Consider the following 20998-nt stretch of genomic DNA (forward strand, 5'->3'; position numbering starts at 1 on the left):
AACCACACACAAGCGAAACGCCCTTGGCAGAGCACCGCCTCAAACCGCGGCCCGCACCTCGGCCTGTGCGCCTGACAGCGGTGTGAGCGGATCTTTCAGCCACTGCGCCACCAACGGCCACACTTCGGACTGGGCAGCTTTGCTGACGAGCATCTCCACATGCCCGAAATCCCCGGTAAAGCCTTGTTGTCGGCCCAGGCACAGGTACTGACGGTGCTCGGAGCCCATTTGCTCGAACAGCTTGCGACAGGCCCAGTCGGGGTCTTGATGATCCCCGGCTGCGCTGACGGCCAACAGCGGCACATCGACCTCGGCCAAGCCTTTCCACCAATCATTCTTGCCTTCGCCAAAGCGGCCAAACAGGCCATTCCAGCGCATAGCTTCGATCATCACGCCCGCCGGTTCGTCCTCGGGGCCCCGCTTCAGGCGCGAGCCAGAGACCTCGCCGAAGCGTTTCAACAGCAAGCGGCCTGTCCACTCCACCGGTGGCAGTTTCAACGGCCAATGAGTGCGACTGACCTGGCAGCCAAACAGCGCCACCGACGCCACAGCCGGCGCACCAAGGTGCTGCCCGCCAAGAGCGGCCGCCAAGCTGGTACCGCCCAGCGAATGGCCGATCCAATGGGGAATCTGCCCGCTTTGCTCACGCACGAATGCGCTGATGGCCGGCAAATCGTAACGCGCATAGTCAGCGACGCGGTTGCGCGCGTAGTCATGATTGCGCTTGGACAGGCCATGGCCGCGCATTTCCGGGATCCAGACATCAAACCCCTCGCGCGCCAAGTAAGCGCCCAGGCCGATACCCTTGGGCGAGTACCAGAAACGCCGATTGGAAAAACTGCCATGCAACAAAATGACCGGGATGCCCCGGTTTTCCGGGACATCGGCCAGGCCCAAACGGGTAACCGCTAGCTCGACGGTGCCGTCGGGACTGTTGCCGGGTTTGAGTCGGTACACGTCTTCACTCAGGTCGCCACGACGTTCAGCGCTGATCAGGGCGACGGGAAACAGGTTGCTGCTGCTTTGCATAATGCTCTTGCACAAAAAAGGGCGGCGTCCGGAAGGAATTCCGCCCTGCACAGATAAGAATGCCGGTCACCCACAACGGGTGACCGGCACTTTTGACGTGACGGTCTTAGGCGGACGCTTGGCCTTCCGCCAGGAAGAACCAGGTTTCCAGCACGGAATCGGGGTTCAGCGAAACGCTTTCGATGCCCTGCTCCATCAGCCATTTGGCCAGGTCAGGGTGATCGGAAGGGCCTTGGCCGCAGATACCGATGTATTTGCCGGCCTTGTTGCAGGCCTGGATGGCATTGGCCAGCAGCTTCTTGACCGCAGGATTTCGCTCGTCGAACAGGTGCGCAATGATCCCGGAGTCACGGTCCAGGCCCAGGGTGAGCTGGGTCAGGTCGTTGGAGCCGATGGAGAAACCGTCGAAGAATTCCAGGAACTCCTCGGCCAGGATGGCGTTGGACGGCAGTTCACACATCATGATTACGCGCAGGCCGTTTTCGCCACGGGACAGGCCGTTTTCAGCCAGCAGGTCGACCACTTGGCTCGCCTCGCCCAGGGTACGCACGAACGGCACCATGATCTCGACGTTGGTCAGGCCCATCTCGTTGCGCACACGCTTGAGGGCGCGGCATTCCAGTTCGAAGCAGTCGCGGAACGCTTCGCTGATGTAACGCGAGGCGCCACGGAAACCCAGCATCGGGTTTTCTTCTTCCGGCTCATAGAGCTTGCCGCCGATCAGGTTGGCGTATTCGTTGGACTTGAAGTCCGACAGGCGCACGATGACCTTTTTCGGGTAGAACGCCGCCGCGAGGGTGCTGATGCCTTCCACCAGTTTCTCGACGTAGAAACCTACCGGGTCGTTGTAGCCGGCGATGCGCTTGTCGACGCTTTCCTTGATGTCGAGCGGCAGGCCGTCGTAGTTCAACAGGGCCTTGGGGTGCACGCCGATCATGCGATTGATGATGAACTCCAGGCGGGCCAGGCCCACACCGGCGTTCGGCAACTGCGCGAAATCAAAGGCGCGGTCCGGGTTGCCGACGTTCATCATGATCTTGAACGGCAGGTCCGGCATGGCGTCGATGGAGTTTTGCTTGATATCGAAGCCCAGCTCACCTTCGAAGATGAAACCGGTGTCGCCTTCGGCACAGGAAACGGTGACGCCCTGGCCATCTTTGAGCAGTTGGGTCGCGTTGCCGCAGCCCACGACCGCAGGAATCCCAAGTTCACGGGCGATGATCGCCGCATGGCAGGTACGCCCGCCACGGTTGGTGACGATGGCGCTGGCGCGCTTCATCACCGGTTCCCAGTCCGGGTCGGTCATGTCGGAGACCAGTACGTCGCCTGGCTGGACTTTGTCCATCTCGGACACGTCCTTGATGATCCGCACCTTGCCGGCACCGATACGCTGGCCGATGGCACGGCCTTCCACCAGCACAGTGCCGGTTTCTTTGAGCAGGTAGCGCTCCATGACATTGGCCGAGGTACGGCTTTTCACGGTTTCCGGACGGGCCTGCACGATGTACAGCTTGCCGTCGTCACCGTCTTTGGCCCACTCGATGTCCATCGGGCACTTGTAGTGCTTTTCGATGATCATCGCTTGTTTGGCCAATTCGCTGACTTCAGCGTCGGTCAGGCAGAAACGCGCGCGTTCAGCCTTATCGACTTCAACGGTTTTCACCGAACGACCGGCCTTGGCCTCGTCGCCGTAGATCATTTTGATGGCCTTGCTGCCCAGGTTACGGCGCAGGATGGCCGGGCGGCCCGCTTCGAGGGTGCCCTTGTGTACGTAGAATTCGTCGGGGTTGACCGCGCCTTGTACGACGGTCTCGCCCAGGCCGTAGGCGCCGGTGATGAACACCACATCACGGAAGCCCGATTCGGTATCGAGGGTGAACATTACGCCGGCGGTGCCGGTTTCCGAACGCACCATGCGCTGCACACCGGCAGACAGGGCCACCAGCTTGTGGTCGAAACCCTGGTGTACGCGGTAGGAAATGGCGCGATCGTTGAACAGCGAAGCGAATACTTCCTTGGCCGCGCGGATCACGTTTTCCACGCCGCGTATGTTCAGGAAAGTTTCTTGCTGGCCGGCGAAGGAAGCGTCCGGCAAGTCTTCGGCGGTGGCCGAGGAGCGCACGGCAACGGCGACGTCCGGGTTACCGGCCGACAGCGTGGCGAAGGCGGTGCGGATTTCTTCGTTGAGCTTCTCTGGGAACTCGGCTTCCATGATCCATTGGCGGATCTGGGCACCGGTCTTGGCCAGGGCATTGACGTCATCGACGTCCAGGGCGTCCAGCGCGGCGTGGATCTGAGCATTGAGGCCGCTCAGTTCGAGGAAATCGCGGTAAGCCTGGGCCGTGGTGGCGAAACCACCGGGCACCGACACACCAGCGCCTGCAAGATTACTGATCATCTCGCCGAGGGATGCGTTCTTGCCCCCCACGTGCTCTACATCATGGACGCCGAGCTTATCGAGGGAAACTACGTACTCTACCAAGGTGATCTCTCCACTAACTGTGTTGGAAAAGCTCAGGACGCCGGCTGCTCAGTAGGAGCGAGTACCAGCGCTTGTGGCCTGGACCTGGAAAATAAGTGAGAATGCGGCCCACTGCGGGACGGCAAAATCGCGCCTATCATATCCAAGATTCGCCATCAGCTTAAGGCCCAGGGCTCAAATGAAACGATCTGCTTTCTTTATCTCCGACGGCACGGGCATCACAGCCGAAACATTGGGTCAAAGCCTGCTCGCGCAGTTCGAAAACATTACCTTCGCCAAATTTACGCGGCCGTACATCGACAGCGTGGATAAAGCGCGGGCCATGGTACAACAAATCAATCTGGCGGCTGAAAAAGACGGTTTTCGTCCGATCATTTTCGACACCATCGTCAATCAAGACATTCGTGAGATTCTCGCAACGTCGAATGGTTTCATGATCGACATTTTCTCGACATTCCTGGCGCCACTGGAACAAGAGCTGAGTGAGCATTCGTCGTACTCGGTAGGAAAGTCCCATTCCATTGGGCACAACTCCAACTATATGGAGCGTATAGAGGCGGTGAACTTCGCCCTCGACAACGACGACGGCGCCCGCACCCACTACTACGACAAGGCCGACCTGATCCTGGTGGGCGTGTCCCGCTGCGGCAAAACGCCCACCTGTCTGTACATGGCCATGCAATTCGGCATCCGCGCGGCTAACTACCCGCTGACCGAAGACGACATGGAGCATTTGACGCTGCCGGCCGCCCTGCGTGCGCATTCGCATAAGCTGTTTGGGCTGACCATCGACCCGGACCGGCTGACGGCGATCCGCAATGAGCGCAAGCCCAACAGCCGGTATTCCAGCTACGCACAGTGCGAGTTCGAAGTCCGCGAAGTAGAAAATCTGTTCCGCCGCGAGAATATTGCACATATCAATTCCACGCATTTTTCGGTGGAAGAGATTTCCGCGAAGATTCTGGTGGAGAAAGGCGTGGAGCGTAGATTCAAATAGTTGTGTCGTCCGGACTGGCCCTTCGCAGGCAAGCCAGCTCCCACATTTGACCGTGCTCAAGCCTACAACGCAGTCAAATGTGGGCGGGCTTGCTCGCGAAGAACGATCACGCAGTTATAGGTGAAACCTTCCACCGCCCTGCCCCAACGCGGTCGCCAGCGCATCAAACCCCGCCCTCAGCAACTGATCATCCCCCGACGTATTGCAGATACTCGCCCGAATGAACTGCGGCACCGCCGTCTGTCCCACGGCAAACGCCTCGGCGGTGGCGATCAGGTAATTATTCTGCTTGAGCTCCGCCTCAATTTCCGACGCTCGCCACGGCTCCGGCACTTCAATCCAGAAATGTGGGCTGTTGAGGTGGGTGCGGTATTCCAGCCCGGTCAGCAAGTCGCGCACCAAGGCTTTGCGTCGGCTGATCTCGTTGATTTGTTGGCGCAACAGGTATTCCGCCGTGCCGTTTTCGATCCACTGGGTAGCCAGTTCCAGGGTGACGGGCGTGGCCATCCAGCAAGTCGAACGCAGCGCCGCCGAAATACGGCTGACCAACGCCGGTGGCGCATGCACATAGCCCACACGCAGCCCGGCTGACACGGCTTTGCTGAGGCTGCTGATCAAAATCGTCCGTTCCGGGGCGAAATGACTGAGGGGCGGCGGCCGGTCTTCGACCAGTACACCGTGGGCTTCGTCTTCAAGAATCAGCAGATTGTGCTCGCGACACACTTTGACCAATGCTTCGCGGCGCGCCACCGAAAGTACCGCCGTGGTGGGGTTCTGAATAGTCGGGGTGCAGTACAGCGCTGAAACCCGGTGATTTCGACAGACTTCGTCCAGCGCACTCGGCAGCACGCCTTCTTCGTCCATCTCCAGGCCGATCAACCGGATACCCAGCATCCGCGCAGCGGTGATCAGGCCCGGATACGTCAGTTGCTCGGTGACCACCGTATCGCCGGCCCGCAACAGCGCCATCATCGAGCACAGCAAGCCGTGCTGGCCGCCATTGACGCAAATAACTTGTTCGGGGATCGGGTGAAAATCACGCTGCACCAGCCATTGCGCGCCCGCTTCACGGTAGCGCGGCAGGCCGGCATCCGGGGTGTAGGCACTGATGTCCTGGAGGAATTTGGTGTTGGTCGACAGGGTCTGGAAGCTCTGGGCCAGGAAAACGGTCTCTTGACCCGGAATGTGCATATTGCGGCTCATGTCGAAGTACTGGCGCGGCTCTTCGCTGAAATTGCGAAAGCCTTCGTCGCGCTGGCGCTCCATTCCACGCTTGCGCACGAAGGTGCCGTCACCGACGCGCGCCACAACCAGCCCCAGGCGTTCCAGTTCGCCGTAGGCTCGGCTGATGGTGCCGATCGTCACACCCAGGTTGTCGGACAGCACCCGATGGGGAGGCAGTTTTCGTCCTGGTTCAATCAAGCCTTCAAGGATGCCCCGTTCCATGACATCGGACAGGCGCTTGTACTTCACGCCCTGACCGTTGGACAACCCCTCACGCATAATTGACACCATGTCAATATTTGTTTTGACAGCCATCTTTCGCCCTAATAGTGTGCTTTTACGGGTTCAATCGCCGAATTTTACAACTCATTACAAGCTCAATATAGAGTTCAATTCTGGCTCAGGGAAGCAATAAACGATGCCAATGTCCGCCGTTCTCGAAAACACCGCCAAGACCAAAACCCAAAAACAGTGGTTGGCCGGGCTGATCACCAGCGTGATGTTCCTGATCGTGTGCCTGAGTTGGGGCACCACGTGGCTGGGGATCAAGATCGCAGTGGAGAGCGTGCCGCCACTGACGTCCGCCGGTCTGCGCTTCCTGATCGCCTTCCCGTTGTTCCTGTGTTTTGCCATGGTGCGTCGCGAGCCGATCCTGTTCCCCCGTGAAAGCCGCTGGTTCTTCGTGTTCGTGACCCTGTCCTACTTCAGCGTGCCCTACTACCTGCTCAATTATGGCGAGATGCACGTGTCGTCCGGCCTTACGGCGCTGCTGTTCAGCTGCATGCCGGTGTTCATCCTGATCTTCTCCGCATTGTTCCTGCGCGAGCGCATCTACCTTTCCCAGGTGGTTGGCATCGGCATCGGTTTCGGCAGCCTCTACATGATCATCAAGAGCCAGGGCCTGCACCTGGACCATGCGGAGTTCTTCGGCGTACTGGCAATCCTCACCGCCGCGATCATGCATGCCCTGTGCTACGTGATTACCAAGCAGAAAGGCAGCGCGATCAGTGTGATCACCTACAACACCCTGCCCATCGGCATTGCCGGGCTGATGCTGTTCGTCGCCGGACTGTGGTTTGAAACGCCGACCTTCGAAGCCATCACTCTCCGTTCCTGGGGCGCGCTGTTCTACCTGGGCCTGGTGGCTTCGGTGGGCGGCTTCATCGTTTACTTCATGCTGCTCAAGCGCTTGAGCCCGATCATCCTGTCGTTTGTGTTCATCATCTTTCCGGTGTTCGCGGTCATCATCGGCGCCTGGTACGAAGGCGTATCGATTTCCCGCGACCTGATGCTGTATTCGGCCATCCTGCTGGCCGGTTTTGCGATCACCAAATTGCCGGTAGAAAAACTCCTGGCCAAGAAAAATTGACCCTTCTACAACCCTGCGAGAGAAACATGGACGTCCTCCGCCCAAAAGCCCTGGAACAGATCTACGCCCACGCCAGCTGCAGCTACCCCGAAGAATGCTGTGGCTTCGTCTTCGCCGACGGCAGCGTGTACCTGGGCAGCAATATCCAGAATGAGCTGCACCGCAAGCACCCCGAGATGTACCCGCGCAGCGCGGCCAACGGCTACACGTTTTCGGTGGCCGACACCCTGCTGATGAACAAGGCGTTTCGCAGCGACAACCCAGTGGTGGTGATCTACCACTCGCACCCGGATGTGGGTGCCTATTTCAGCGACGAAGACCAAGACAAGGCGCTGTTCATGGGTGAGCCGATCTACCCCGTCAGCTACCTGGTGGTCGACGTTCGCCGGGGCCAGGCGCTGGGCTCCAAGCTGTTTGCCTGGGATGGCAAGCATTTCGCTCTTCAACCTTTCAACGACCTGCACACGGAGTTGTCCATGAACGCTGTCTCTTTCCCCGACATTCTGGTTCGCGTGGCCAAGCTGCCGGAATCGACCCTTGAGGGCTCCGGATCGACATTGCGCGAAGTCATTGAAAACCTCTGCAGCAGTCACCCGCAGCTGCGCCCCCACCTGTTTCACGAAAAAAACCACCAGCTCAAGGAGCACTTCCTGTTCACTGCCGAGGAAGCATTGATCGGTGCTGATGACCCACTGCCGGAAAAAGCCAAAATCGAAGTGCTCCTGGCCACGTCCGGCGGCATGGACGTCGACGCGCTGAGTAATGAAGAAGTACAACGCTATGTGCGCCACATCACCCTGCCAGGCGTGGGTCGCGAAGGTCAGTTGAACCTCAAGAAAGCCAAGGTGCTGATCATCGGCACCGGCGGTCTGGGTTCGCCCATCAGCCTTTACCTTGCGGCTGCCGGCGTAGGCACCCTGGGACTGGTGGACTTCGATGTGGTCGAAAGCAGCAACCTGCAACGCCAGATCGTCCACGGCAACAGCACCCTCGGCATGCCCAAGGTGGAATCCGCCAGGCAGCGCTTGCAGGACCTGAACCGCCATATTCAGATCAACGCCCACGACACCGCCCTGAACGCCGACAACGCGCTGGAGCTGGTGGGCGCCTACGACCTGGTGATCGACGGCACCGACAATTTCGATACCCGCTACTTGGTCAACGACGCATGCGTGCAACTGGGTAAGCCCTTGGTGTACGGCGCGATCTACCGCTTCGACGGGCAGATCAGCGTGCTCAACTACAAAGGCGGGCCGTGCTACCGCTGCCTGTTCCCCAGCGCACCGCCTGCAGAACTCGCGCCCAATTGCAGTGCCGGTGGGGTGATCGGCGTGCTGCCCGGTGTGGTCGGGATGATCCAGGCCACCGAGGCCATCAAGCTACTGATCGGTATTGGTGAACCGTTATCCGGTCGTCTGATGCGCTTCGACGCGCTGGCGATGAAATTCAGTGAAATCCGCTTCAAGCGCCGCGCCGACTGCCCGTGCTGCTCAGCGCTGCGCCACAGCGAGACCCGGGCACCGGCCGCCTGCGCAGATACCATGCCCAGCCCACCGTCGCTGGCCGAAGAGCGCTATATCAAGCCGCAGGTACTCAAACAAGTACTCGAACACCACAGCAGCGCCGATGTGCTGTTGGATGTGCGCGACGCCAGCGAACTGGAAGTGTGCAAATTGCCGGGCGTGGTGCATATCCCGTTGGCCGAGCTGGACGGCCACCTGGACCGCCTCAGCCGGGACAACACCCACTACCTGATTTGCTACGCCGGCACCCGCGCGGAGCAAGCCGCAAGTACCTTGCTGGCAGCCGGTTTCGCCAATACCAAAGTCCTGCAGGGCGGCATGAAGCACTGGGTTCGCGATGTCGAACCCGACATGCCGTTGTATTGAGGCGAGGGCTGAATGATGTTGCATAACTCCATTCTCGACGTGATCGGCCAAACGCCGATCGTGCGCCTGGCGCAGTTTTCCGAAGACCTCGGCATCGAGGTCTACGCCAAGCTTGAGTCCCTTAACCCCGGTGGCAGCCACAAGGCGCGCATCGCCCTGGGCATGATCCTCGACGCCGAGCGCCGGGGCGTGCTGATCCGCGATTCCGGGCAGACCATCATCGAACCCAGTGGTGGCAACACCGGCATCGGCCTGGTGATGGCCGGCAATGTACTGGGCTACAAAGTGGTGTTGGTGATCCCCGATAACTACAGCCCCGAAAAGCAGAAGCTGCTGCGTTTATATGGGGCCAAGGTGGTGCTGTCGGACAGTCGCCTGGGTAACAATTCCCATGGCGAAAAGTGCATGGAACTGCAGCTGGAAAACCCCAGCTACGTGATGCTCAACCAGCAACGCAATGGCGCAAACCCACAGACCCATCGCGACACCACCGCACCGGAAATCCTGCGTGCCTTTGGCGAGAAACGCGCCGACTACTTTGTCTGCGGCATCGGCACTGGGGGGCATATCACCGGCATCGGCGAAACCCTGAAAACCGCCTGGCCGGAGCTGCGCGTCATGGGCGTGGAACCGGAAGAGTGCGACCTGCTGAAAAACCAGCACGCGCCGCATCACATCCAGGGCCTGTCGATCGGTTTGATCCCGAGCATCCTCAACCTGGACGTGATCGACGGCATGCTCAAGGTCTCGCGCCAGGACTGCATCGACATGATGAAACGCATCATGCGCACCGACGCCATCAGCCTGGGCCTGTCGTCCGCCGCCAACATGGTGGCCATCGCCAGGCTCGCCCCCGAACTTCCACCCGAAACGGTGGTGCTGACCATGGTCTACGACAATGCCGACAGCTACCTGCCCGGTTTCGAATAAACGGGTATCCAGCCAACCAGAATGCGGGGGTGCCCCCATGGGCGGTTTTATCGACATGCAACAGCTGCACGATGAGTTGCTTACCCACCTCATCAAGACCCTCACACCCGCCCAAATGAAACAACTGGAACCGCACCTGGCCCCGCTGATCCAGAACGCCGCCCAGGCGGTGGCTGAGGACCTGATCGCCTATGCCTACCGTGATCCGGCCTCACGCGGCCGCGGCGATTTAATCCTGGAGTCCTACGCCTCGTTCAAGGCGGTACTGTATTATCGTCTGGCGCACCTGGTGTGGCATTTCCCGAACCAGACCAATAGTGTGTTTTCGCGCATTGCCCTCAAGCTGAGCAACCAGGGCAAGGTGCTTTCCGGTGCCGAGATTCACCCAGCGGCACGCATCGGCCGACGCTTCGTGCTGGACCACGGCTACGGCACGGTGATCGGCGAAACCTGCGAGATCGGCAACGACTGCTACATCCTCTGCGGCGTGACCCTGGGCGCCCGAGGCATCGCCAACAACCCCGACGGCAAGCGCCACCCACGCCTGGGCAACAACGTCGAGGTAGGCTCCGGTGCCCGCGTGCTGGGCTATGTGCTGATCGGCGATAACGTGTTTATCAGCCCGTCCTGCGTGATCACCCAGGACGTCCCCGCCGGCACCAAGGTGAAGGTGGTGAACCAGATCCAGCTGCAAAAAAACGATGAATCGGACCACAGCAACTACCTCGGAGCCTTCGCCCTGGAAGAGCGATTGCATGTGGTGGGCGAGATCAACGCCAGCCATAAGGTGACAGTGCTGGACGCCGACTTCCACCCTTTGCCGGGGCTGATGCTGGAGCCCACGGTGAAGGAGCGCCACCACCTGCAATTTCGCTTGCATCGCGTCGAGTCGGGCAGCCATTTACCGCGCTTGCCGCTGAACCTGAAAGTCTGCGGCCCGGAATTTGAAATTACCCTGCTCTCCCCCCCTGGCTTGAGTGCAATGGTGCGCTCCCTGCTGCAAGCCAGCCCACTGATTGTCGGAGGTTGAACATGTCCGTGCACACCATGGAAACCCTGGCGCTGTTCGACAGCGCGCCCTACCAGAATGCCTTCAGCGCCCGGGTGATTGCCGTCAGCGAACACGGCATCGCCCTGGAGCACACGTTGTTCTACCCCACTGGCGGCGGACAGCCAGGCGACACGGGCCATTTCACACTGGCGGACGGTACGCGAGTCGAGGTCACCGGCACTGTGCGCGATCCGGTACTGCGCTCGATCATCTGGCACCAGGTGGAACACTGCCCCACGCAGTTGACTGCAGGCGTACAAGTAGATGCCGGCCTCGATTGGGACCGGCGCTACCAGCACATGAAGATGCACACCTGCCTGCACCTGCTGTGCTCGATCATCGACGCACCGGTCACCGGCTGCAGCATCAGTGCGGACAAGGGCCGACTGGATTTCGACCTGCCGGAAATGACCCTCGATAAAGACAGCATCACCCGCGACCTCAATGCGCTGATCGAACAGGCCCACCCGGTGAAAACCCTGTCGATGCCGGCTTCCGAATACTCGACTCTGCTACAGATCACCCGCACACAGGCCGTGGCCCCGCCGGTGATTCAGGGGTCGGTAAGGGTGATTGAAATCGCCGGCATTGATATCCAGCCGTGTGGGGGCACCCATGTGATCAACACCGAAGAAATCGGCCGGGTGTTCTGCGAGAAGATCGAGAAGAAGAGCAAGCATAACCGCCGGGTAATCCTGCGATTCGAGTGAACACGGTCAACTGTGGGAGGGGGCTTGCCCCCGATTGCAGTCTGTCAGTTGAGGCAGCGGGCACTGCCCCACTGCTATCGGGGGCAGGCCCCCTCCCACATTCATAGGGTTTACACAGATGAATACGGGGTGTCTGCTAGATCACGAACAGGTCCACGAAGCGGTTCACTGGCGTTGCTTCAAGCCGTGCCTGGTCCTTGCACAGTGCAAAAATCTCGGCACTGCGCTGCCCGGTGAACCGCGTCGCCAGGTTGGCCTTGAACTTGTCTTCCAGCAACGGAATGCCCTCCACCCGACGACGGCGATGACCAATCGGATATTCCACCGCCACCTGTTCCGTGCAGCTACCGTCCTTGAAAAACACCTGCACCGCATTGGCGATGGAACGCTTGTCGGCCTCCAGGTATTCGCGGCTGTAGCGTGGGTCTTCGACGATGACCATCTTGTCGCGCAACTGATCGATGATCGGATGGGCGGCGTGGAATTCGTCTTCGTACTGCTCGGCCACCAGGTTGCCGAACGCCAACGGCACGGCGGTCATGTATTGCAGGCAATGATCGCGGTCAGCGGCGTTGGCCAGTTGGCCGACCTTGGAGATGATGCGAATCGCCGATTCATGGGTGGTAATCACGATGCGGTCGATTTCATGCAGACGATCTTTCACCCATGGATGCAATGTCACCGCTGCTTCGCAGGCCGTTTGCGCATGGAATTCGGCGGGGAAGCTGATTTTGAACAGTACGTTTTCCATCACATAAGTGCCGTAAGGCTGGGACAGGCTGAACGCGCGTCTATCCTCCGGCTTGAGTGCCAGGTCCTTGTTGGTGTGGCTGAACAGCACGTCGTAGAACCCCCACTGCGGCGCGCTCAGTACGCCAGGAATCCCCATCTCGCCACGCATGGCGATATCCGCCAGACGTACGCCGCGACTCGACGCATCCCCCGCCGCCCAGGATTTTCGCGAGCCGGCATTCGGCGCATGCCGGTAAGTTCGCAATGCCTGCCCATCGACAAACGCATGGGACAAGGCTGCCAGCAATTGCTCACGGTTGGCGCCCATCAGCTTGGCGGTGACAGCCGTGGAGGCGACTTTCACCAGAAGTACATGGTCGAGGCCTACGCGGTTAAAAGAGTTTTCCAGGGCAATTACGCCCTGGATTTCGTGAGCCATGATCATCGCTTCCAGCACCGCGCGCACGGTCAACGGCACGTCGCCATTGGCCACGCGCTTTTGCGACAGATGATCAGCCACAGCGAGGATGCCGCCGAGGTTGTCCGAGGGGTGACCCCATTCGGCAGCGAGCCAGGTGTCGTTGTAGTCAAGCCAACGCACGATGCAGCCGATGTCCCACGCGGCCTTGACCGGATCCAACCGAAACGACGTGCCCGGCACCCGCGCGCCAAACGGCACCACCGTGCCCTCGACGATGGGCCCCAGGTGCTTGGTGCACTCGGGAAAGCGCAGGGCCAACAGGCCACAGCCCAGGGTGTCCATCAGGCAGTTGCGGGCGGTGTCCAGCGCATCCCGGGAGTCGATGCGGTAGTTGAGGACATAGTCAGCAATATCCTGCAGAACCTGGTCGTAGTCCGGGCGGTTGTTCTGGTCGACGTTGGCGCTCATGGCAGTTCTCCAAAAGGTAGGTGGGGTGACAGTCCTCGGGCTAACGGTTGATGGGGTCATGGCCGGTCTGATCGCCAGCCTTGGGATAGAAGCCCCCACTGTGGGAGCAGTGTCGAACCTTAGAAAGCGTCGCCGGGAACGCGGACGAAACCTTCCATCAATACGCGCGCGCTGCGGCTCATGATGGCTTTCTTCACCACCCATTCGCCGTTGACCTGAGTGGCTTCAGCGCCCACGCGCAAGGTGCCGGACGGATGCCCGAACCGCACCGCGTTGCGCTCCACACCACCGGCAGCCAGGTTGACCAAAGTCCCGGAAATCGCCGCCGCTGTGCCAATCGCCACCGCCGCCGTGCCCATCATCGCGTGGTGCAGCTTGCCCATGGACAGTGCGCGCACCAGCAGGTCGACATCCCCGGCATTGATTGCCTTGCCACTGGACGCCACGTAGTCCGCAGGCTTGGCCACGAACGCCACCTTGGGGGTGTGCTGACGCTGGGCGGCTTCGTCCAGGTGTTTGATCAGGCCCATGCGCAAGGCGCCATACGCCCGCACGGTTTCAAACATGGCCAGGGCTTTCGGGTCGCTGTTGATCGCGCCTTGCAGCTCGGTGCCGGTGTAGCCGAGGTCTTCGGCGTTGATGAAGATCGTCGGGATACCAGCGTTGATCAGCGTGGCCTTGAAGGTGCCGACGCCGGGCACTTCCAGGTCGTCGACCAGATTGCCGGTGGGGAACATCGAACCACCGCCGCCCTCTTCTTCCGCCGCCGGGTCCATGAACTCCAACTGCACTTCGGCGGCCGGGAAGGTCACGCCGTCCAGTTCGAAATCACCGGTTTCCTGCACCGCGCCGTCGGTGATTGGCACGTGGGCGATGATGGTCTTGCCGATATTGGCCTGCCACACCCGCACCACCGCCACGCCGTTGTGGGGGACGCGGGCCGGGTCGACCAGGCCGGCGCTGATGGCAAAGGAACCGACCGCCGCCGACAAGTTGCCGCAGTTGCCGCTCCAGTCCACAAAGGGCTTGTCGATGGAGACCTGGCCGAACAGGTAGTCCACGTCATGATCGGCGCGGGTACTTTTGGCCAGGATCACCGTCTTGCTGGTGCTCGATGTCGCGCCGCCCATGCCGTCGATCTGTTTGTCGTAGGGATCGGGGCTGCCGATCACCCGCAACAGCAAGGCGTCGCGCGCAGCACCCGGCACCTGCGCCGATTCGGGCAGGTCCTGGAGGCTGAAAAACACGCCCTTGCTGGTGCCACCACGCATGTAGGTGGCGGGTATCTTGATTTGCGCTACGTGTGCCATGGTGTCCCCTCAGGCCGTCGCCGCCGATTCCAGGAAGTCCTGGGCAAAACGTTGCAACACGCCGCCCGCTTCGTAGATCGACACTTCTTCGGCGGTGTCCAGGCGGCAGGTCACCGGCACTTCGACACGTTCGCCATTCTTGCGGTTGATTACCAGGGTCAACTGCGCACGCGGAGTGCGTGCCCCCACCACGTCATAGGTTTCGCTGCCGTCGATCTTCAGGGTGTGGCGATCCGTGCCTGGCAGGAACTCCAGCGGCAGCACGCCCATGCCCACCAGGTTGGTGCGGTGGATGCGCTCGAAACCTTCGGCGGCAATCGCTTCCACACCCGCCAGGCGCACGCCCTTGGCCGCCCAGTCACGGGACGAGCCTTGGCCGTAGTCGGCGCCGGCGATGATGATCAGTGGCTGCTTGCGCTCCATGTAGGTTTCGATGGCTTCCCACATCCGCGTGACCTGGCCTTCCGGCTCGATCCGCGCCAGGGAACCCTGCTTGACCTTGCCGTTCTCAACCACCATTTCGTTGAACAGTTTCGGGTTGGCGAAGGTCGCGCGCTGCGCGGTCAAATGGTCGCCACGGTGCGTCGCGTAAGAGTTGAAGTCGACTTCCGGCAGGCCCATTTTCGCCAGGTATTCGCCGGCGGCGCTGTCGAGCATGATCGCATTCGACGGCGACAGATGGTCAGTGGTGATGTTGTCCGGCAGCACCGCCAGCGGGCGCATGCCCTTGAGCGGACGGGCACCGGCCAGCGCGCCTTCCCAGTAAGGCGGGCGACGGATGTAGGTGCTTTGCGGGCGCCAGTCATACAGCGGCGCGACTTTCGGGCCGGTGTCTTCGTGGATGGCAAACATCGGGATATACACCGCGCGGAACTGCTCCGGCTTGACCGAGGCCTTGACCACCGCGTCGATCTCTTCGTCGCTCGGCCAGATATCCTGCAGGCGGATTTCCTTGCCGTTGGCGTCGAGGCCGAGCACGTCTTTTTCGATGTCGAAACGGATAGTGCCGGCAATCGCATAGGCCACTACCAGCGGCGGCGAGGCGAGAAAGGCTTGCTTGGCATAGGGGTGGATACGCCCGTCGAAGTTGCGGTTACCCGAAAGCACGGCGGTGGCGTACAGGTCGCGGTCGATGATTTCCTGCTGGATCACGGGGTCGAGCGCACCGGACATGCCGTTGCAGGTGGTGCAGGCAAATGCGACGACACCGAAACCGAGTTTTTCCAGCTCATGACCCAGGCCCGCTTCTTCCAGGTACATGGCCACGGTTTTCGAGCCGGGTGCCAGAGACGATTTGACCCACGGCTTGCGCGTCAGCCCCAGCTTGTTGGCATTGCGCGCCAGCAGGCCGGCGGCAATCACGTTGCGTGGGTTGCTGGTGTTGGTGCAACTGGTGATGGCTGCGATGATCACCGCGCCGTCGGGCATTTGGCCCGGCACTTCATCCCACTGACCGGAAATGCCCTTGGACGCCAGGTCGCTGGTGGCAACGCGGGCATGCGGGTTGCTTGGACCGGCCATGTTGCGCACGACGCTGGACAGGTCGAAAGTGAGGCCGCGCTCGTATTGCGCACCTTTCAGATCATCGGCCCACAGGCCAGTGTGGCGAGCGTATTGCTCCACCAAGGTGACTTGTTCGTCTTCACGGCCGGTGAGCTTGAGGTAGGCGATGGTTTGCTGGTCGATGTAGAACATCGCCGCAGTGGCGCCGTACTCCGGGGCCATGTTGGAAATGGTTGCGCGGTCGCCCAGGGTCAGTGCCGAAGCACCTTCGCCGAAGAACTCCAACCAGGCACCGACCACTTTCTGTTTACGCAAGAACTCAGTCAGCGCCAGCACCATGTCAGTAGCGGTGATCCCCGGCAACAGCTTGCCGGTGAGCTCCACACCAACGCTTTCCGGCAGGCGCATCCATGAGGCGCGGCCGAGCATCACACTTTCCGCTTCCAGGCCGCCGACGCCAATGGCGATCACGCCCAGCGCGTCTACGTGAGGCGTGTGGCTGTCAGTGCCGACGCAGGTGTCCGGGAACGCCACGCCGTCGCGCACCTGGATCACCGGGGACATTTTCTCCAGGTTGATCTGGTGCATGATGCCGTTGCCGGGCGGGATCACGTCGACGTTCTTGAACGCCTTCTTGGTCCACTCGATAAAGTGGAAACGGTCTTCGTTGCGACGGTCTTCAATGGCGCGGTTTTTTTCGAACGCGTCCGGGTCAAAACCACCGGCTTCGACGGCCAGGGAGTGGTCGACGATCAGTTGGGTTGGCACCACCGGGTTCACCTGCGCCGGGTCACCGCCTTGCAGGGCAATGGCATCGCGCAGACCGGCGAGGTCGACCAGGGCGGTCTGGCCGAGGATGTCGTGGCACACCACACGCGCCGGGAACCACGGGAAGTCGAGGTCGCGCTTGCGCTCGATCAGTTGGCTCAGGGACGCGTTGAGGGTGGCCGGGTCGCAGCGACGCACCAGGTTTTCCGCGAGCACGCGGGAGGTGTAAGGCAACGTGGCGTAGGCGCCGGGACTGATTGCATCAACTGCCGCGCGGGCGTCGAAGTAATCCAGGCGGCTGCCGGGAAGCGGTTTGCGGAATTCAGTGTTCATCGTCAGGACTCGGTCACGGTGGTTGCAAAAGGAGCCCACGGATCCTGGGAGGGAATGCGATCAAAAGGTGGGAGCGGGCTTGCTCGCGAAAGCGGTTTAACAGTCGCCATGTGTGTTGAATGACACACCGCTTTCGCGAGCAAGCCCGCTCCCACATTTTTGATCCGGTTTCACCCCGGGATCAGCGGTTTCTCCATTCAGCGACGTTCGATTGGCACGAACTTGCGCTGCTCTACGCCGGTGTATTCGGCGCTTGGACGGATGATGCGATTGTTGGCGCGCTGTTCGAATACATGCGCGGCCCAGCCGGTGAGGCGTGAGCAGACGAAGATCGGGGTGAACAGCTTGGTCGGGATACCCATGAAGTGGTATGCCGAGGCATGGTAGAAGTCGGCATTGGGGAACAGTTTTTTCTGTTCCCACATGGTCTTGTCGATGGCTTCAGAGACCGGGAACAGCACCTTGTCACCCACCTCGTCAGCGAGTTTTTTCGACCAGCCTTTGATCACTTCATTACGCGGGTCGCTGTCTTTGTAGATCGCGTGGCCGAAGCCCATGATCTTGTCCTTGCGCGCCAGCATGCCGAGAGTGCCTTCGACCGCTTCTTCAGCGGATGAGAAGCGCTCGATCATCTCCATCGCCGCTTCGTTGGCGCCGCCGTGCAGCGGGCCACGCAGGGAGCCGATAGCGGCAGTGACGCAGGAATACAGGTCGGACAGGGTCGAAGCACACACCCGCGCGGTAAAGGTCGAGGCGTTGAATTCGTGTTCCGCGTAGAGGATCAACGATACGTTCATGACCTTGACGTGCAACTCGCTCGGCTTCTTGCCGTGCAGCAGGTGCAGGAAGTGGCCGCCGATGGAAGGCTCGTCGGTCACGCAGTCGATGCGTTTGCCGTCGTGGCTGAAGCGGTACCAGTAGCACATGATCGCCGGGAAAGCGGCCAGCAGGCGGTCGGTGACGTCGCGCTGCACACTGAAGTCTTTCTCAGGTTCGATGTTGCCCAGGAACGAACAACCGGTGCGCATCACGTCCATCGGGTGGGCGTCGGCGGGGATGCGTTCCAGGACTTCCTTCAGCGCTTGCGGCAGGTCGCGCAGCTTGCTCAGCTTGGCGCTGTAGGCGGCCAGTTCGGTCTGGGTCGGCAATTCGCCGTACAGCAGCAAGTAGGCGACTTCCTCAAACTGCGCATCGGCGGCCAGTTCGCGCACGTCATAGCCGCGATAGGTCAGGCCGGCACCGGCCTGGCCCACGGTGGACAATGCGGTCTGCCCGGCCACCTGGCCGCGCAGGCCGGCCCCACTCAATACTTTTGCTTCAGCCATGTCGGTTCTCCAATCTTGAATTTATTAGGGAGGCTGTTTGTTACTTCTTGGCTGCAAACAGCGCGTCGAGCTTTTGCTCGAAGGTGTGGTAATCGATGCGATCGTAAAGCTCCATGCGGGTTTGCATGGTGTCGATCACATTCTGTTGGGTGCCGTCGCGACGGATCGCGGTGTAGACGTTTTCGGCGGCCTTGTTCATGGCGCGGAAGGCCGAGAGCGGGTACAGCACGATGGAAACATCGGCAGATTTCAACTGTTCGGTGGTGTACAGCGGCGTGGCGCCGAACTCGGTGATGTTGGCCAGGATTGGCGCTTTCACACGGGACGCGAACAGCTTGTACATCTCAAGTTCAGTGATGGCTTCCGGGAATACCATGTCGGCGCCGGCCTCGATGCAGGCGGCGGCGCGCTCCAGGGCTGATTCCAAACCTTCGACGGCCAGGGCATCGGTGCGCGCCATGATCACGAAGCTGTCATCGGTGCGCGCATCCACGGCGGCCTTGATGCGGTCGACCATTTCCTGCTGGGACACGATTTCCTTGTTCGGACGGTGACCGCAGCGCTTGGCGCCCACCTGATCTTCGATATGGATCGCAGCCGCGCCGAACTTGATCATCGACTTGACGGTGCGCGCCACGTTGAACGCCGAGGAGCCGAAGCCGGTGTCGACGTCCACCAGCAGCGGCAGGTCGCACACGTCGGTGATGCGGCGTACGTCGGTCAGCACGTCATCCAGGCCGGTAATGCCCAGGTCCGGCACGCCGAGGGAACCGGCAGCTACGCCGCCACCCGACAGGTAGATCGCCTTGAACCCGGCGCGTTTGGCCAGCAGAGCGTGGTTGGCGTTGATCGCACCGACCACCTGCAAAGGATGCTCGCTGGCGACCGCGTCACGAAAACGCTGGCCTGGAGTCGTCTTATTATTGGAACTCATCATTCACCTCGTGATTGGGCAGTACCGTCCGGGAAGTGACGGGCAATGTTGCGTTTTGACGCGCCGATATGCCGGCGCATCAACAGTTCGGCCAGTTCACCGTCGCGATCGGCAATCGCGTCAAGAATGCGGTGGTGCTCGGCAAAGGCCTGGCGTGGACGATTGGGGGTGGCGGAAAACTGGATGCGGTACATGCGCACCAATTGGTACAGCTCGCCGCAGAGCATTTGGGTCAGAGTACGGTTACCGGCGCCTTGAATGATCCGGTAATGAAAGTCGAAGTCACCTTCCTGCTGGTAATAACCGAGGCCGGCCTGGAAGGCTTCGTCGCGTTCGTGGGTGTGCAGCACCTGGCGCAGCTCTTCGATTTCCGCGTCGGTCATGCGCTCGGCGGCCAGGCGACAGGCCATGCCTTCGAGGGATTCGCGGATTTCATAGAGTTCGACCAGCTCGGCATGGCTTAACGAAACCACGCGCGCGCCGACATGCGGCACGCGCACCAGCAGGCGCTGGCCTTCCAGGCGGTGAATCGCCTCGCGCAGCGGCCCACGGCTGATGCCGTAGGTGCGCGCCAGTTCCGGCTCGGAAATCTTGCTGCCGGGCGCGATCTCACCCTTGACGATGGCGGCCTGGATACGCCGGAAGACGTTCTCGGACATGGTCTGGGAATCGTCTTGCGCCACCACTGGGGATTCCAGCTGATCCAGCATATTGTCGACACCTTTAAAAGCAATGCCGCAAAAACTAGCCAATCAGCCCTGGATAGTCAAAGAATAAATGCACATTGTCGACAATCGTCTAATAACCGCTGTTGCACTCTTCCAGAGCATGGCCGCCTGCCAGCGCTGGCGCCAAAAAAGCATCATGTTAGAATGCACGCCACTTTTGCCTGACATCGCGAGATGAAACGGCGCACGAGGGAGCTTGCGCAGTAATGCCAGTCGCCTTGAATTGAACATCGCACTGCACCGCCTCGGGATTTATGAGACTCAAGCCCTTCCTTTTATTGACTTGCCTCCTGACCGCACCGGGCCTTGGCGTTGCCGCCGAGAAGACCGTGTATGGCCTCAACGAATATGCCCAACTGGCCGGGATCGACCTGGAAGTCGCCGCCAAACTGGACACCGGTGCCAAGACCGCCTCCCTCAGTGCCCGTGATATCAAGCGCTTCAAGCGCAACGGCGAATCCTGGGTGCGCTTCTACCTGGCCATCGACACCGCCCATTCCCACCCCATCGAACGCCCCCTGGCCCGCGTCAGCAAGATCAAGCGCCGCGCCGGTGACTACGACCCCGATGAGGACAAGAACTACACCGCCCGTCCGGTGATTGCCCTGGATATCTGCATGGGCACTGCTTTACGCAGCATCGAAGTGAACTTGACTGACCGCAGCGCTTTCCAATACCCGCTGCTGATCGGCTCCGAAGCGCTGAAACGCTTTGATGCGCTGGTCGACCCCAGTCTTAAATACGCAGCAGGCAAACCCGCCTGCGCCGCCGACGCTCATACCGCCGAGTAAACCG

Annotated in this window: 16 protein-coding genes; 7 read left to right on the plus strand and 9 right to left on the minus strand. The window is 60.7% G+C overall.

Annotated elements, in window-relative coordinates; genetic code table 11:
* Nucleotides 1–39: 39 nt before the first annotated feature.
* Nucleotides 40–1029 carry an alpha/beta fold hydrolase gene (locus PF1751_RS20765; RefSeq protein WP_044287671.1) on the minus strand — a complete coding sequence of 330 codons (990 nt, stop codon included), beginning with the start codon at nucleotides 1027–1029 and terminating at the stop codon, nucleotides 40–42.
* A 106-nt stretch (nucleotides 1030–1135) separates the two neighbouring features.
* Nucleotides 1136–3511 (minus strand): phosphoenolpyruvate synthase, encoded by a 2376-nt coding sequence (ppsA, locus tag PF1751_RS20770; protein WP_021491524.1) that lies wholly within the window; start codon nucleotides 3509–3511, stop codon nucleotides 1136–1138.
* A 178-nt stretch (nucleotides 3512–3689) separates the two neighbouring features.
* Here ppsA and ppsR point away from each other — a divergent pair, with 178 nt between their 5' ends.
* Nucleotides 3690–4508 (plus strand): posphoenolpyruvate synthetase regulatory kinase/phosphorylase PpsR, encoded by an 819-nt coding sequence (gene ppsR / locus PF1751_RS20775; protein ID WP_003193298.1) that lies wholly within the window; start codon nucleotides 3690–3692, stop codon nucleotides 4506–4508.
* Nucleotides 4509–4622: 114 nt separating this feature from the next.
* Here the strand turns inward: ppsR and PF1751_RS20780 are convergent, their stop codons facing one another.
* Nucleotides 4623–6047 carry an aminotransferase-like domain-containing protein gene (locus tag PF1751_RS20780; RefSeq protein WP_021491523.1) on the minus strand — a complete coding sequence of 475 codons (1425 nt, stop codon included), beginning with the start codon at nucleotides 6045–6047 and terminating at the stop codon, nucleotides 4623–4625.
* 160 nt (nucleotides 6048–6207) lie between these two features.
* Here PF1751_RS20780 and PF1751_RS20785 point away from each other — a divergent pair, with 160 nt between their 5' ends.
* From PF1751_RS20785 to PF1751_RS20805, 5 genes are read left to right on the plus strand one after another with little or no spacing between them, the layout of a single operon-like run.
* Nucleotides 6208–7101 (plus strand): DMT family transporter, encoded by an 894-nt coding sequence (locus PF1751_RS20785; RefSeq protein WP_162098521.1) that lies wholly within the window; start codon nucleotides 6208–6210, stop codon nucleotides 7099–7101.
* 26 nt (nucleotides 7102–7127) lie between these two features.
* Nucleotides 7128–8990, plus strand: coding sequence for a molybdopterin-synthase adenylyltransferase MoeB (gene moeB / locus PF1751_RS20790; protein ID WP_044287673.1), 1863 nt, complete (start codon nucleotides 7128–7130; stop codon nucleotides 8988–8990).
* Between the two features lie 15 nt (nucleotides 8991–9005).
* A complete protein-coding gene (locus tag PF1751_RS20795) occupies nucleotides 9006–9920 on the plus strand; it encodes a PLP-dependent cysteine synthase family protein (RefSeq protein ID WP_029529061.1) in 915 nt (304 codons plus the stop codon).
* Nucleotides 9921–9957: 37 nt separating this feature from the next.
* Nucleotides 9958–10950, plus strand: coding sequence for a serine O-acetyltransferase (locus PF1751_RS20800; protein WP_010208483.1), 993 nt, complete (start codon nucleotides 9958–9960; stop codon nucleotides 10948–10950).
* A gap of 2 nt (nucleotides 10951–10952) precedes the next feature.
* Complete coding sequence (locus PF1751_RS20805; protein WP_010208482.1) at nucleotides 10953–11681, plus strand: alanyl-tRNA editing protein; 729 nt, start codon at nucleotides 10953–10955, stop codon at nucleotides 11679–11681.
* A gap of 136 nt (nucleotides 11682–11817) precedes the next feature.
* Here the strand turns inward: PF1751_RS20805 and prpD are convergent, their stop codons facing one another.
* The 6 genes from prpD to PF1751_RS20835 form a co-directional block, all read right to left on the minus strand.
* Nucleotides 11818–13302 carry a 2-methylcitrate dehydratase gene (gene prpD / locus PF1751_RS20810; protein ID WP_021491519.1) on the minus strand — a complete coding sequence of 495 codons (1485 nt, stop codon included), beginning with the start codon at nucleotides 13300–13302 and terminating at the stop codon, nucleotides 11818–11820.
* Between the two features lie 119 nt (nucleotides 13303–13421).
* Nucleotides 13422–14612 (minus strand): 2-methylaconitate cis-trans isomerase PrpF, encoded by a 1191-nt coding sequence (gene prpF, locus PF1751_RS20815; RefSeq protein ID WP_042571959.1) that lies wholly within the window; start codon nucleotides 14610–14612, stop codon nucleotides 13422–13424.
* A gap of 9 nt (nucleotides 14613–14621) precedes the next feature.
* Nucleotides 14622–17216, minus strand: a complete 2595-nt coding sequence (gene acnD / locus PF1751_RS20820) for a Fe/S-dependent 2-methylisocitrate dehydratase AcnD (RefSeq protein WP_010208475.1) — start codon at nucleotides 17214–17216, stop codon at nucleotides 14622–14624.
* Between the two features lie 197 nt (nucleotides 17217–17413).
* A complete protein-coding gene (gene prpC, locus PF1751_RS20825) occupies nucleotides 17414–18541 on the minus strand; it encodes a bifunctional 2-methylcitrate synthase/citrate synthase (RefSeq protein ID WP_010208473.1) in 1128 nt (375 codons plus the stop codon).
* 40 nt (nucleotides 18542–18581) lie between these two features.
* Nucleotides 18582–19475: a methylisocitrate lyase gene (gene prpB / locus PF1751_RS20830; protein WP_021491517.1), complete on the minus strand. Its 894-nt coding sequence runs from the start codon at nucleotides 19473–19475 to the stop codon at nucleotides 18582–18584.
* Entirely contained in the window at nucleotides 19475–20185 is a 711-nt protein-coding gene (locus tag PF1751_RS20835; RefSeq protein ID WP_021491516.1) for a GntR family transcriptional regulator, read from the minus strand. The genes prpB and PF1751_RS20835 overlap by 1 nt, the downstream gene beginning before the upstream one ends.
* A gap of 272 nt (nucleotides 20186–20457) precedes the next feature.
* On the opposite strand from PF1751_RS20835, the gene rloA reads away from it, so the two are divergent.
* Nucleotides 20458–20994, plus strand: a complete 537-nt coding sequence (gene rloA / locus PF1751_RS20840) for a retropepsin-like aspartic peptidase RloA (RefSeq protein WP_021491515.1) — start codon at nucleotides 20458–20460, stop codon at nucleotides 20992–20994.
* Nucleotides 20995–20998 lie beyond the last annotated feature (4 nt).

The organism is Pseudomonas simiae, assembly GCF_000934565.1.
Taxonomy (GTDB): Bacteria; Pseudomonadota; Gammaproteobacteria; order Pseudomonadales; family Pseudomonadaceae; genus Aquipseudomonas; species Aquipseudomonas simiae.